Source organism: Aliihoeflea sp. 2WW (assembly GCF_000497755.1).
In the GTDB taxonomy this organism is placed as follows: Bacteria; Pseudomonadota; Alphaproteobacteria; order Rhizobiales; family Rhizobiaceae; genus Aliihoeflea.
The window spans coordinates 19,850-32,927 of the sequence record NZ_AYOD01000003.1; the positions used below are offsets into that span (position 1 = coordinate 19,850).

At 65.5% G+C, this 13,078-nt stretch carries 15 protein-coding genes; 4 read left to right on the forward strand and 11 right to left on the reverse strand.

Annotation, left to right across the window (positions count from 1 at the left end; all coding sequences use genetic code 11):
- Nucleotides 1-48: 48 nt before the first annotated feature.
- Nucleotides 49-1,461 carry a sodium:alanine symporter family protein gene (locus tag ALII_RS0103165; RefSeq protein WP_024585885.1) on the forward strand — a complete coding sequence of 471 codons (1,413 nt, stop codon included), beginning with the start codon at nucleotides 49-51 and terminating at the stop codon, nucleotides 1,459-1,461.
- Nucleotides 1,462-1,476: 15 nt separating this feature from the next.
- On the opposite strand, the gene ALII_RS0103170 is transcribed toward ALII_RS0103165, so the two are convergent.
- The 4 genes from ALII_RS0103170 to ALII_RS0103185 are packed head-to-tail and all read right to left on the reverse strand — an operon-like array spanning nucleotide 1,477 to nucleotide 4,274.
- Entirely contained in the window at nucleotides 1,477-2,358 is an 882-nt protein-coding gene (locus tag ALII_RS0103170; protein WP_024585886.1) for an alpha/beta hydrolase, read from the reverse strand.
- Nucleotides 2,355-3,134, reverse strand: a complete 780-nt coding sequence (locus tag ALII_RS0103175; RefSeq protein ID WP_024585887.1) for an alpha/beta hydrolase — start codon at nucleotides 3,132-3,134, stop codon at nucleotides 2,355-2,357. Before ALII_RS0103175 ends, ALII_RS0103170 begins: the two co-directional genes overlap by 4 nt.
- Nucleotides 3,131-3,637 (reverse strand): DUF192 domain-containing protein, encoded by a 507-nt coding sequence (locus ALII_RS0103180; protein WP_024585888.1) that lies wholly within the window; start codon nucleotides 3,635-3,637, stop codon nucleotides 3,131-3,133. Before ALII_RS0103180 ends, ALII_RS0103175 begins: the two co-directional genes overlap by 4 nt.
- 46 nt (nucleotides 3,638-3,683) lie before the next feature.
- Nucleotides 3,684-4,274: a cold-shock protein gene (locus ALII_RS0103185; RefSeq protein WP_024585889.1), complete on the reverse strand. Its 591-nt coding sequence runs from the start codon at nucleotides 4,272-4,274 to the stop codon at nucleotides 3,684-3,686.
- A gap of 225 nt (nucleotides 4,275-4,499) precedes the next feature.
- On the opposite strand from ALII_RS0103185, the gene gloA reads away from it, so the two are divergent.
- A complete protein-coding gene (gene gloA, locus ALII_RS0103190; protein WP_024585890.1) occupies nucleotides 4,500-4,940 on the forward strand; it encodes a lactoylglutathione lyase in 441 nt (146 codons plus the stop codon).
- 530 nt (nucleotides 4,941-5,470) lie between these two features.
- On the opposite strand, the gene ALII_RS22765 is transcribed toward gloA, so the two are convergent.
- On the reverse strand, nucleotides 5,471-5,911 hold the full coding sequence (locus ALII_RS22765) for a hypothetical protein (protein ID WP_029660153.1): 441 nt from the start codon (nucleotides 5,909-5,911) through the stop codon (nucleotides 5,471-5,473).
- 170 nt (nucleotides 5,912-6,081) lie between these two features.
- Here ALII_RS22765 and ALII_RS22820 point away from each other — a divergent pair, with 170 nt between their 5' ends.
- On the forward strand, nucleotides 6,082-6,255 hold the full coding sequence (locus ALII_RS22820; protein ID WP_173401390.1) for a hypothetical protein: 174 nt from the start codon (nucleotides 6,082-6,084) through the stop codon (nucleotides 6,253-6,255).
- Nucleotides 6,256-6,319: 64 nt separating this feature from the next.
- Nucleotides 6,320-7,360 (forward strand): DUF1176 domain-containing protein, encoded by a 1,041-nt coding sequence (locus ALII_RS0103205; protein WP_024585892.1) that lies wholly within the window; start codon nucleotides 6,320-6,322, stop codon nucleotides 7,358-7,360.
- Nucleotides 7,361-7,364: 4 nt separating this feature from the next.
- Here the strand turns inward: ALII_RS0103205 and ALII_RS0103210 are convergent, their stop codons facing one another.
- The 6 genes from ALII_RS0103210 to ALII_RS0103235 are packed head-to-tail and all read right to left on the reverse strand — an operon-like array spanning nucleotide 7,365 to nucleotide 13,077.
- Nucleotides 7,365-8,234: an alpha/beta hydrolase gene (locus ALII_RS0103210; protein WP_024585893.1), complete on the reverse strand. Its 870-nt coding sequence runs from the start codon at nucleotides 8,232-8,234 to the stop codon at nucleotides 7,365-7,367.
- Nucleotides 8,231-9,847, reverse strand: a complete 1,617-nt coding sequence (locus tag ALII_RS0103215) for a molybdopterin-binding/glycosyltransferase family 2 protein (RefSeq protein WP_024585894.1) — start codon at nucleotides 9,845-9,847, stop codon at nucleotides 8,231-8,233. The genes ALII_RS0103210 and ALII_RS0103215 overlap by 4 nt, the downstream gene beginning before the upstream one ends.
- Nucleotides 9,844-10,548 (reverse strand): XdhC family protein, encoded by a 705-nt coding sequence (locus tag ALII_RS0103220; protein ID WP_024585895.1) that lies wholly within the window; start codon nucleotides 10,546-10,548, stop codon nucleotides 9,844-9,846. Before ALII_RS0103220 ends, ALII_RS0103215 begins: the two co-directional genes overlap by 4 nt.
- 2 nt (nucleotides 10,549-10,550) lie before the next feature.
- Nucleotides 10,551-10,886, reverse strand: coding sequence for an XdhC family protein (locus ALII_RS0103225; protein WP_024585896.1), 336 nt, complete (start codon nucleotides 10,884-10,886; stop codon nucleotides 10,551-10,553).
- 26 nt (nucleotides 10,887-10,912) lie between these two features.
- Nucleotides 10,913-12,145 carry a VWA domain-containing protein gene (locus ALII_RS0103230; RefSeq protein ID WP_024585897.1) on the reverse strand — a complete coding sequence of 411 codons (1,233 nt, stop codon included), beginning with the start codon at nucleotides 12,143-12,145 and terminating at the stop codon, nucleotides 10,913-10,915.
- Between the two features lie 2 nt (nucleotides 12,146-12,147).
- Nucleotides 12,148-13,077, reverse strand: coding sequence for a MoxR family ATPase (locus ALII_RS0103235; RefSeq protein WP_024585898.1), 930 nt, complete (start codon nucleotides 13,075-13,077; stop codon nucleotides 12,148-12,150).
- Between the last annotated feature and the right edge of the window lies 1 nt (nucleotide 13,078).

Here is a 13,078-nt window from a genome sequence, read left to right on the forward strand (position 1 = left end):
CTGCCACAGTTTCGTCAAGAAGAGCCAACCCCGCGCGAAGGACGTGCCGTGACCGCCATCGTCGACTTCCTCAACAACATCTTGTGGAACTACGTGCTGGTCTACGGCCTGCTCGCCGTCGGCATCTACTTCACGGCACGCCTCGGCTTCCTGCAGTTCGTGCATTTCGGCGAGATGTTCCGCGTCATCGCCAAGAGCGAGGAAACCGACAAGCACGGCATCAGCCCGTTCCAGGCGCTGACGATCAGCCTGGCGTCGCGCGTGGGCACCGGCAACATCGCCGGCGTCGCGGTGGCGCTGTCGCTCGGCGGGCCGGGAGCGATCTTCTGGATGTGGATGGTGGCGCTGGTCGGCATGGCGACGGCCTATTCCGAATCGACGCTTGCCCAGCTCTACAAGGTCGAGAATTCAGAGGGCCAGTATCGCGGCGGGCCGGCGTTCTACATCGCGCGCGGCCTGCGGGCGCCTTGGGCGGGCGGGTTGTTCTCGATCTTCCTGATCATCTCCTTCGGCCTCGTCTTCAATGCGGTTCAGGCCAACTCGATCGCCGATGCGGTCGAAGGCGCGTTCGGCGTTCCGAAACTGTGGGTCGGGCTGGTCGTCGCGGTCATGGCAGGCGTCGTCATCTTCGGCGGCATCCGCCAGATCGCACGCGTCGCGCAGGTCGTGGTGCCGGTGATGGCCGGGCTCTATCTGCTGATGGCGGCCATCGTGCTGGCGATGAACATCTCGGAAGTGCCAGGCGTCGTCGGCATGATCTTCGCGCACGCCTTCGGACTGCAGGAAGCAGGCGCAGGCGTTGCCGGCGGCATCATGGCGGCGATGCTCAACGGGGTGAAACGCGGGCTGTTCTCCAACGAGGCCGGCATGGGCTCGGCGCCGAACATCGCGGCGGTGGCGACGCCACAGCCGCACCACCCCTCCTCCCAGGGCTTCGTCCAGGCGCTCGGCGTCTTCATCGACACGATCGTCATCTGCACGGCGACGGCGATCATGATCCTGCTTTCCGACGTCTACCAGATCGGCGGCGATATCGAGGGCGCGACGCTGACGCAGAACGCGCTGCAGGAGCAGTTCGGCGTCTTCGGGCTCTACTTCATCGCCATCGCGATCTTCTTCTTCGCGTTCACGTCGATCATCGGCAACTATTCCTATGCCGAAAATGCGATGACCTTCCTACGAGCCGACAATACCGTCGCGCTCGGTGTCCTGCGCTTCGCGCTGCTCGGCATGGTGGTCTGGGGCGCGTATGAAAGCGTCGCGACCGTCTTCAACGCAGCGGATGCGTCGATGGGTCTGATGGCGACGATCAATTTGATCGCCATCGTGCTCCTGTCGGGAACGGTCGTGAAGCTGACGCGGGACTATTTTGCGCAGCGAAAGGCCGGGAAATCGCCCCGCTTCGAGGCGCGCGACTATCCCGAACTTCAGGGTAAAATCGACAAGAACATCTGGTCCTAGCGCGGGGGTGACGCCCTACGACGCCGAAGCGGCGGCGCTTTGCTCGTCGAAGAAATCGATGACGGCCTGCGAAAAGACGTCGTTGCGATCGCCGGCGACCATGTGGCCGGCACCGCCGATATCGACATAGCGCGCATTCTTCGCCTGTCCGACGAACGCTCGCGCGGCTTCCGCGTCGACCAGTTCGGACTGCATTCCCCGGACGAGGAGGATCGGCAGATCGAGTTCGGGCAGCCGGCCGAGCACGTCCCCCAGCAGGGTGCGCGCATCGGCATCGATGCTGGCGGGGCCGCGCATGAAGGCGGGATCCCAGTGCCAGCGGAAACGGCCATCGTCGCCGAGGCGCAGATTCTTGGCGAGGCCTTCAAGCGTGCGGGGCCGCTTGCGGTTCGGCAGGTAGGCGGCGATCATGTCGGCGGCTTCGTCCAGCGAGCCGAAGCCCTCGTCCATGCGCGATCCCATGAAGCCGATGATGCGGGCGACGCCGGCGGGATTCATCTGCGGCACGATATCGACCAGCACCAGCGCGTCCATCAAGTGCCCGGTACGGCATTCGGCGAGCAGCGATGCAAGCCCGCCGAGGGAAGCGCCGACGATCGATGGCGTCAGGCCAAAACGCGGCTTCACCGCCGCGCAAAGCGCGGTTACGTCCTCGGCATAGTGGGCGAAACTGTAGTTGCCGCTGGCAACCCAGTCGCTGTCGCCATGGCCGCGAATGTCGATCGTGATCGCGCGCATGCCCTTTTCGGCAAGGCGCATAGCCGTCTTCTGCCAGGCGTGCCGCGTCTGCCCGCCGCCATGCAGCAAAATGACGGGCTGGCCGCCGCCGTCCCAGATCGAACCGGCGAGACGGTTGTCCTCGGCGCCGCGAAAGGCGATGGCGGCTTCGTCGATCAAAGCGGATGCTCCTTCAGGAAGTCCAGCGCCCGCGCCTTGAAGGTGCGGTCGCCGACGGACAGCATGTGGTCGCGGCCGACGATGTCGAATGCCTCGGCCTTCGGCATCAGACCGGCAAGGCGATGCGCGTCGCCGGCGATGTCGTCGGTGGTGCCGACGGCAATGAGGGTCGGCTGCGCGATGCGGCCGACATCCTGCGGCGACAGTTCCTGACGCGAGGTCTCGATGCAGGCGGCGAGCGCGGCGCGGTCGCTTTTCGTCTGGTCGGCGAAGGCGCGGAACATGCGCCCGCGCGGATGAGTGACATCGTCGAGCGACGGCGCGCGCAGGGCCTCTGCGATCGGGTCCCAATCCCCGACACCCTCGACCATGCCGATGCCGAGCCCGCCAAAGATGAGCGTCGCGACGCGATCCGGATGTTCAAGCGCCAGGAAGGCCGAGACGCGTGCGCCCATCGAATAACCGAAGACGTGGGCGCGCGGAATGCCGAGATGGTCGAGCAGTGCGGCCGCGTCCGAGGCCATCGCCGTCGGCGTATAGTCGGTCGTGGCGTAGCTCTTCGACGTCTCGCCATGACCGCGATGGTCGAAAGCGACGACGCGGTAGCCTTCGCGCGTCAGCGTCTGGACCCAACCGGGCTGCACCCAGTTGATGCGCAAGGTGGAGGCGAAGCCGTGGACCAGCAGGATCGGATCGGCATCGCGATCGCCCTCGTCGATGAAGGCGATGTCGAAACCATCATGATGGAAATGCTGCGTGGGACGCGGAAGGTTCAATTGCCTGCGACCTCGTCGATCGCCGGATGGTTGAGACGTGTTCCAGCGGTCAGGCCGACCCGCTCCGACGTTCCCTGGTTCAGTTCGAGAACGAAGCGGCTCGGGCCGTCCGGGGCGATCGAAGCCGTGGAGAAGGGTTCGCCCGGCAGGATATCGATCACGCGCCCATCTTCGCCGATGAAGACAAGGTCGAGCGGCGACGGCGTGTTCTGCATCCAGAAGCTGACGGGCTGCGTCTCACCGAAGACGAAGAGCATGCCGCGATCTTCGGGGAGGTCAGTGCGGAACATCAGGCCCCGGGCACGGCGTTCGCCCGTGTCGGCAATCTCGATGTCGAAGGAAACCGTCTCGCCATCTGCCTCGAAGGTCAGAGGCGCAGCGTCGACGGGCAGCTCCATCGGCGCGCCCTGAACCGCCTCCTGGGCGAGCGCGACGGGCGGCGAAGCGAATGGTGCGACGACGAAGGAAAGCGACAGGGCAAGGGCGGCGATACGTGCGTTCACGGATGATCCTTTGCAATGATGGATGCGCGCCGAGGCTGGAACGCCGTCAATGCGCGACCGGCAAAGTCCCGATATCGGGGTGAACTTCGGCAGCCATAAGGCCTTTGTCGCCGCGCCCGAAACGGACGAGGACGACCTGGCCGGGACGCAGCTCGGTTATGCCGTAGCGGCGAAGGGTTTCCATGTGGATGAAAATGTCCTCGGTGCCCTCCCCGCGTGTCAGGAAGCCGAAGCCCTTGGTCCGGTTGAACCATTTGACCAGCGCGCGCTCCAGCCCGCTTTCCGCGACGACGGCGACATGGGTGCGGTCGGCAGGTTGTTCGGACGGATGGATCGCGGTCGACGCGTCCATCGACAGAATGCGGAAGGCCTGGAGCCCGCGTTCACCGCGACGAACCATGCAGGTGACACGCGCGCCTTCAAATGCCGTCGGGTAGCCGTCCCGACGCAGGCAGGTGACATGGATCAGGATGTCGCCCAGCGAGGAATCATCGGCATGGATGAAGCCGTAACCCTTGGCGACGTCGAACCATTTGATCGCGCCGGAAGCTTCGATCAGGTCCGATCTTTCACCGTCGCTGTCAGCCGGGTTCGCCTTCGTAGTCAGACTCCCTGCCGCTGAGGCATTTTCCCCCATGCCCGACCCTTTCCAAGATACGCCACACCTGATTCTTGGCGTCTAAGATAACATCGGGCGTTCGGGTCGGTGCAAGGCCCGATTGTGGCTTTTTCGTCGCAAGGACGGCGAAATACTGGCACGACACTTGGAACGGCATATGGCGCGGCGGTTGCCACCGCGCGGGCGGAGACATATCTATCGCGTCGACGGAAAACCGGCCGCACATCTGAAAAGGATAGCAAAATGCGCTACTTGCACACGATGGTCCGCGTCAAGGACATCGACGAATCGCTCGACTTCTACTGCAACAAGCTGGGAATGCAGGAAGTTCGCCGGATCGAAAGCGAACAGGGTCGTTTCACGCTCATCTTTCTTGCCGCAGCGGAAGATGTGGAAGCCGGCAAGTCGAAGAAGGCGCCGCTACTGGAACTGACCTATAATTGGGACCCCGAAAACTATCAGGGTGGCCGGAATTTCGGCCATCTCGCCTTCGAGGTCGACGATATCTACGAGACCTGCCAGAGGCTGGCAGACATGGGCGTCGTCATCAACCGCCCGCCGCGTGACGGCAACATGGCGTTTGTCAGGTCGCCCGACGGGATTTCGGTCGAGTTGCTGCAGAAGGGTCCGGCGAAGGAAAAGGCGGAGCCCTGGGCTTCGATGGAGAATACGGGGAGCTGGTAGGGGTTTGGCGAGAGCCGGGGGTGGTGGTCGGTTTCTTTGAAGGGGACCCCCACCCTTTATCCCTCCCCACAAGGGGGAGGGAATTCGCCGGCGTTGGGTTTTTCCCGTCGATGCGGCAACTGGCTTGAAGGTTGGGCTCTACACTGATCCCCTCCCTCCCCCTTGTGGGAAGGGATACAGGGTGGGTGTCACTTCGGACGAAACCGGCATGCACGGCACGCCTGAACGCAACGGGCTTTAACGCCGCGATTGCCAGCCCTACTTGGCCATCGTCGCCTATGCAGTGGCATGGCTGAGCCGCAAACTTCGATGACACGGTGCTGTCGGCAGGCTGGTTCTTTGAAGGGGGACCCCCACCCTTTATCCCTCCCCACAAGGGGAGGGAATTCGCCGGCGTTGGGCATTTTCCGTCAATGCGGCAACTGGCTTGAGGTTAGGCTCTACGCTGATGCCCTCCCTCCCCCTTGTGGGGAGGGATACAGGGTGGGGGTCAATTCGGAAAAACCAGCGTTGCCCGTTCGGCTGACGGCCTAATCGGCCATCGTCGCCTTTGCCGTATCGATCAGGCCGTTCGCGATGCCCATGCGTTCGGCTGCTCGTTCGCGCAGATGCGGCGCGAGGCGGTCGGGGTGGTTTTCGAAGGCGAAGCGCCGGCGGGCGCGATCGAGGGCGGCGACTGTGTGCAGGCTGCCGATGCCGAGTTCGAGCGCGATGTCATGCGGGTCGGTCGACAGTTCGGGCATCAGCGTATCGAGTGCCTCGAGTATTTCCGGCGCGAGGGTCGGCTCCAGATAGGCCTGCCGGGCCGACGGCTCGAACAGCGGCGCGTTCGAGGCCTGGATGCGCTCGATCTGGTCGAGAAGATCGCCCTGGAGCGACGGAGCCGGTCCGACATCGAGACGTTCCGCCTGCTCGTGCGAAATCAGGTCGTCGAGCAGATCGCCGAAGCTCTTGGCGCGTGCGCCGGACATCGAGGCCTCCCAGCCATTCATTGTTCTCGCCTAGGTAACAGGCATTTCCTAAGAAAGGTTCCCATCGCGCAGGAGCGAAGCGCATGGGAGCCCTGCAGATATTGCACTGCACAACCGCCCTGCCCGATGCCATCTTCCGTATGGGAGGATCGAAACTTCGGAGACGATCCATGGGCATTTTCACTGAATTCTTCGCCAAGCCGCGACCGTTGCGCGCCAGCCGCCAGTCGCGCGGAATGCTGATCCTCAACGCAATGGGCAGCGCGGAACTGTCGGATCTCGGCATCAAGCCGGCCGACTTCCCGCACATCGCCCGCGACATGGCGTCCAAGCGCCGATTCTAGACATCGGCGCCAATGAATGGCTGACTTGGCGATCATGAAGGGACATGATTCGCGAGGTCAGCCCATGCGCAAGCTCGTCTCGATCGGCGTGCCTGCTCTTCTCCTGAGCACGTCCGCCTTCAGCCAGACGGCCTTCATCGACGACCGCTCGTCGCCGGATGCCGTCATCCGCTCGCTTTACAATGCCATCGACCGCAAGGAATTCGCGCGCGCTTATTCCTATTTCGCCAATCCGCCGGCCGACAGCGTCGAGGCCTATGCGGAAGGCTTTGCCGATGCCGAGACGAGCGAGCTCCTGCTCGGCGCGGCGGCGGAGGAAGGGGCGGCGGGCAGCGTCTACTACCGCCAGCCGCTGGTACTGCGATCCGTCGCCGAAGACGGGACCGAGACGGTCTATGCCGGGTGCTACACGCTTCAGGCGCCGAACCCGGCGAATTTCGCCGAAGGCTACACGCCGATGGCGATCGAGGATGGCGACCTGCAGGAAACGGACGCCGAATTCAGCCCAGAGGCCTTGCCGCAGGACTGCGCCGGCGAGGAACTGCCGCCGACCGACGCGGCGCTGCTCGAGGCGGAGCGCGTTTTTGCGGCGAGCTTTGCAGAACGCTGCGGCGGCGGGGCGATGGAGGGCGTGGCCACCGAAGAACTCGAGCCGCAAAGCTTCGAGATAGGCTATCGCTACATGCACGAGACGTCGGACGATCCGCTGCGCACGGCGCGGCTGTTCCAGTTTTTCTGCAATGGCGGGGCGTACAATATCAGCCAGGTCTACCTGATGAGCGATGGCGAGGGCCCGGTGGAGCCGGTGTCGTTCGCGGTTCCCGAACTCGACATCCGCTATGAGAACGACGATCTGGAGGGCGCGGTCGAGGAGATGACGCAGCTTGGCATGATCACGCGGACAGAACTCGTCAATTCCGGCTACGATCCGGACACGCAGGCCATCGTCTCGGCGGAGAAGTGGCGGGGCGTGGGCGACGCCTCGGCTTCGGGGCGCTGGATCTTCCGCTATGGGACGTTTTCGCTGGTCTCCTACGAGGTCGACGCGACCTATGACGGCCAGATCAATCCGGAACAGATCATCGGGTATGGCGAAGCGCCTTAGGCGCTTATCGGCGTTCGCTCATCCAGTTTATGACTTCGCGCCAGTCGGTCATGCGGATCGGCGTGCCGTGGCTGCCGCTCTCGAAACGGACGAAGCGGGCCGGGTATCCGGGGGACGCGGCGCGGATCGCGCGGAAGAAGGTTTCCTGCCGCTCGACGGGGAAGACGCGGTCGCGGCTGCCGTGGCCGAGATAGACCGGGACGCGGGCGCGGAAGGCGGGGCTTTTGAGGAAGCTCTCGTCCCAGTGCGAGCCGAGGAGGAGCAGGCCGCCGAGGCGGGGGACGAGGTCCGCATCCTGTGCCAATTGCCAGCAGATCGCGCCGCCGGCGGAGCCGCAGGCGACGAAGATCGGCGCTTGCGGTGAGGCGTTGGCGTAGGTTTTCAGGAGCGCCGCCACCTGCCCTGCGCCGGTCGCACCAAAATCGGCGAAGTCGGGCGAGAGGTAGAGGCCGCCATTTTGGGCGGCGAGGTTCTTGATGCGGTTGAAATTGCCGCCGAAGGTGAAATCGTCCACGCCCTGCCCGCGATTGCCGCCCTGGCCGTGGAGATAGGCGACGATGAAACGCGCGCCTTCCGGCTTGCCGACAGAGATGTGCGGGATGTTGCCGGCCGGTGTCTGGATGGTGACGTCACGCTGGGCGCGGCGGACGGAGAGGTCGACATAGGTGGCGTGGGCGCGGCGTTCGGGGATCTCGTCGCGGCCGTTGATGTCGCGCATTTCCTGGTAGTCGACGACGATGCGGGCGCCGTCGTCGCTCGTCTCGATGGTGGCCGGCAGCGCGAAGAGGCGGTCCTTCGAGGGCGCGAGCAGTTCGGCGGCGGCGGGGACGAGCGTGGCGGCGAGGAGTGCGGCGGCGAGGATCAGGCGGGTCATGCGTCTTCCACGATGTTGCCGCCGGCAAGGCGGACGGCGTCCTGCGTGTCGAGATCGAGGCTGGCAGCAGTGCCGAGTTCGACATCGATGACGGGCAGTGATGCGCCCTCGACGAGATGGCGGGCGCCGGTGTCGCCTTCGATCCGCTCGATCTCGGCGAAAAGTGCGCGTGGCAGGAGTACGGGATTGCCGCGCTTGCCGGCATCGGTGGCGCGGATGATGGCCTGGCCGCCCGAGCGGGCGAAGGCGTCGAGCATCGCGTCGATGGCGTTTGCGGTGACGCCAGGCATGTCGCCGAGGACGACGAGGAGGCCGCTAACTTGCGAGGGAAGCGCGCGCTCGGCTGCCTTCAGCGAGGTGGAGAGGCCATCGGCGTAGTCAGGGTTGTCGACGAAAGCGACGTCGATGCCGTCGAGGGCGGCGGCGATGCGCTCGCGCTGGTGGCCGAGGACCATGTGGGTGGCGTCGACGCGGGAGGCCGTGACGGCCTCGGCAACGCGGCGGATCAAGGGTTTGCCGTCGAACTCGGCGAGGAGCTTGTTCGGGCCGCGCATGCGGCTGGAGCGTCCGGCGGCGAGGATGGCGGCGTGAACGATCGGGCGCGTCTCGGCGGCGGCGATGTCGCGCGGCTGCGGGCGGACGGGGATTTCCATCAGGAGGCCGCCGACACCCATGGCGGCGATATCGGCGGCCGTGACGGGAATGTCGGCGATCAGGCGGTCGAGAACCCAGTCAAATCCGTTGGGCTTGGGGCTGCGGGCGCAGCCGGGTGCCCCGATGACCGTGCGGCCGGCGAGTGAGCCAAGGACTAGAAGGTTGCCGGGATCGACGGGCATCCCGGCGCGCTCGACCGTGCCGCCGGCGCGGCGGATGGCGGCGGGGATGACGTCGTCCCAATCGCAGAGCGCCGAGGCGCCGAAGACGAGGACGAGATCGATTGCGGGGTCGATGTCTCGCAGAGCGTTGGCAAGCGCCTCGTCTTCATGCGGGACGCGAAGTTCGGCATGCAAAGTACTATGCGAGCGGGACAGACGGTCGCTGGTTACACGGGCGGTCTTGTCGAGGACGCTTGGCTTGACGCCGGCAAGTGTGGTCTGGATGACCGCGACGCGGCGCGGGCGGAAGGGGTGGACGGCGAAGGCTTCGCCGGCGCCGGCAGCGTTGATGGCGGCCCGAAGGGCGGCTTCCGGGGCGGCGAAGGGGATGATCTTGACGGTCGCGACCATCTGGCCGGACTGGACGGTGTCGAACGGCGCGAGCGTGGCGATTGTCAGGGCCGGGTCGACGCGGTTGATGGCGTCGATGATCGCGCGGTCGACGGTGAAGATTCCGGCGTCGCGGGCGTGGATGTTGACGCGGCCGGTCGCCGGTTCGCGGATTTCACAGCCGTCGATGGAAAGGGCTGCGGCAAGGCGGGCGGCGGCTTCGTTTTCGGGGACGTCGCCGGATTCGAGGACGGCGCCGATGATTGTTTCGATTCCGGCGGTGCGGAGGGACGCGATGTCGGATGCCGTCAGGCGGTGCGCCTTTTTCAGCCGGAGGCCGGGCACTGCGAGAGAATGCGCGAGGAGCGCGCCTTCGGCCTGGTCGAGCGGCAGCGGGCCGAACTTCACGCCAGCGTTTCCATCTGCCGCGAGGCGCGGGTGCGCAGGGCGCCGATGATCTCGGCGAGAACCGAGACCGCGATTTCGGCGGGGCTGGCAGCGCCTATGGGAAGGCCGATCGGGGCGCGGATGCGGGCAATCTCGGCTTCGCTCAGGCCCGCCGCGACCAGGCGCTCGACGCGCTTGGCGTGCGTCTTGCGGCTGCCGAGGGCGCCGACATAGAAGCAATTGGCACGCAGTGCGGCTTCGAGCGGGTAGTCGTCGATCTTGGGGTCATGCGTGACGGCGGCGAGCGCGGTGAAAGCGTCGAGCGGGCGGGTTGCGAGCACGGTTTCCGGCCATTCGGCGCTCAAGGCGGTGTCGGGGAAGCGTTCGGGCGTGGCGAAGGCGGTACGCGGATCGATGATTTCGACGTCGAGGCCGACAAGGCGCGCCATGGGGGCAAGCGCCTGGCTGATATGGACGGCGCCGATGACGACCAGCCGCGCCGGCGGAACGTGGACGTTGAGGAACAGTTGTCGGCCGGCGACTTCGACGCTGCCGGATTTGCCGGAATCGAAGGCGCGGGTGAGTGCGGCGCCGAGGTCGCCGGTGCGCGGGTCGGACTCGCGGTGGAGCGTGGCGGCGCCGGTTTCAAGGTCGGTCGCGAGTATGACCGCGCGGCGGGCGGCGCGTTCGGCGTTGGCCTGTTTGAGAAGCTCGATATCCATGGTCAGGCAACGGGCTCGACATAGACCTTGATGCGGCCGCCGCAGGAGAGACCGACCTGCCAGGCGGTTTCGTCCGCGACGCCGAATTCGAGCATTTTCGGCGCGCGTGATTCGAGCACGTCGATGGCTTCGCCGACGACCGCGCCCTCGACGCAACCGCCCGAGACGGAGCCTTCGAAATTGCCTTCGGAATCGATGACGAGGTGGCTGCCGACGGGGCGCGGTGCCGAGCCCCACGTCTCGACGACGGTGGCTAGCGCGACCTTGCGCCCTTCGCCGACCCAGCGCTCGGCGAGCGCGAGCGGATCGGTTCCCTGTCCGAGAAGATTAGATGTCATGGCGTCTACCTCCAACCCGGATATGGTCACGCCGCCCTGCCCTTGCCAAGGGCCAGCCACTGGCGCGGGTCGGTGGTCTGGCGGCTTTTCGTCGACAGCGAGGCGACGAGGTCGGTCAAGGCGTCGAGCGAATGGACGGGGCGGAACTCGTCGACATGATCAAGCATGACCCGCACGCCGCGTGCGCGCGGCTCGAAACCGTCGAAGCGCAGGAGCGGGTTCAGCCAGATCAGGCGGCGGCAGGATTTTTGCAGGCGGTCCATCTCGCGAGCGAGCAGGTCGGTGTCGTCGCGCTCCAAGCCATCGGTAATGAGCAGCACGACGGCGCCCTGCCCCAGCACGCGCCGCGACCAGAGCCGGTTGAACTCGTGCAGCGTCTCGCCGATGCGCGTGCCGCCCGACCAGTCCTTGACGGCGGCGGCGGCCTCGGACAGCGCTTCGTCCGGGTCGCGATGGCGCATCTGACGCGTGAGATTGGTCAGGCGCGTGCCGAAGACGAAGGTGTGGACGCGGCTACGCTTTTCGCTCAGCGCGTGAAGAAAATGCAGGAAGATGCGGGAATATTGACTCATCGAGCCGGAAATATCGGCGAGGACGACGAGCGGCGGGTGGACTGTGCGCGCCGACTTGAAGCGCGGCAGCATCAGATCGCCGCCGGTGCGGAGCGCCTGGCGCATCATCGCGCGCGGGTCGGCTCGGCTGCCATGCGGATCGGGGCGGAAACGACGGGTCGTCACGTGATCGGCTGGAAGCTGCAGGCGCGCAATGGCGGCGCGCGCCTCGATGAGTTCACGCGCGCTCATCTGGGCAAAATCCTTGGCGCGCAGCACTTCGTTGCCCGAAACGGAAAAGCGGGCGTCGAACTCGATTTCGGGGATTTCCTGCTTCGTCTGGCGGTCGTTCTGGCCGAGGAGGGCTTCGGAGACGCGGCTTTCGGCCGGTTTCGGCTTCGACTTTTCCTTCATGTCCGGCGCGACGGGCGAGAACATGGCGATCATTTTCTCGATCAGCTCGCGCGAGCGCCAGTAGAGACGAAACGCCTTGTCGAAGGTGGCGTGGTCCTCGCGGCGATTCACCAGCACGGCATGAAGCGTCCAGTAGAATTCCTCGCGGGTGCCGATGCCGGCGGCGAGGACCGCTTCGATCGCATCCTTGACCGCGGCGGGGCCGACGCGCATGCCGGCCTTGCGCAAGGTTCGGGCGAAATAGACGATATTGTCGGCGATCCGGCCTTCGGCTTCGCTGCGCGCCGCGTTCATGGCTATTCGGCTGCCGCCAGTTCGGATTTGACCTCGTTCAGGATGCGCCGACCCTCACCGTGGCCGATACGGGCGATGTCGTCCTGATACTTCAAGAGTACGCCGATCGTATCCGAAACGGTTTCGGGGTCGAGCGCAACCTTGTCGAGTTCCGTCAGCGCGCTTGCCCAGTCGATCGTCTCGGCGACGCCGGGCACCTTGAAAAGGTCCATCTGGCGCAGGCGCTGGATGAAGGCAACGACTTCGGCCGACAGACGCTCGTTTGCCTGCGGCACCTTGCGGGCGACGATTTCCAGTTCGCGCTCGGCATTCGGATAATCGACCCAGTGATAGAGGCAGCGGCGCTTCAGCGCGTCGTGGATTTCGCGCGTTCGGTTGGTGGTGATGATGACGATCGGCGGCTCCTTGGCCTTGATCGTGCCGAGTTCGGGGACGGTGACCTGAAAGTCGGACAAGATCTCCAAGAGGAACGCCTCGAACGCCTCGTCGGTGCGGTCGAGTTCGTCGATGAGGAAGACCGGGGCCGCGCCCTCCTCGCCGGACAGCGCGTCGAGGACCGGGCGGCGGATCAGATACTTCTCGGAGAAGACGTTGCGCTCCATCGCGTCGCGCTTCACGTCGCCGGCGGCTTCCTCCATGCGGATTTCGATCATCTGCGCGGCGTAGTTCCACTCGTAGACGGCGGAGGAGACGTCGAGGCCTTCATAGCACTGGAGGCGGATCAGACGGCGGCCGAGGGCCGATGCGAGCACCTTAGCGATCTCGGTCTTGCCGACGCCGGCCTCGCCTTCGAGGAAGAGCGGCCGGCCCATGCGCAGGCTCAGGAAAAGTACCGTCGCGAGCGCGCGATCGCCGACATAATCGGCGGATTTCAGCAGTTCCAGCGTCTCGTCGATCGAGTTCGGTACGGGACGCGGTTGGGCTGTCGACATG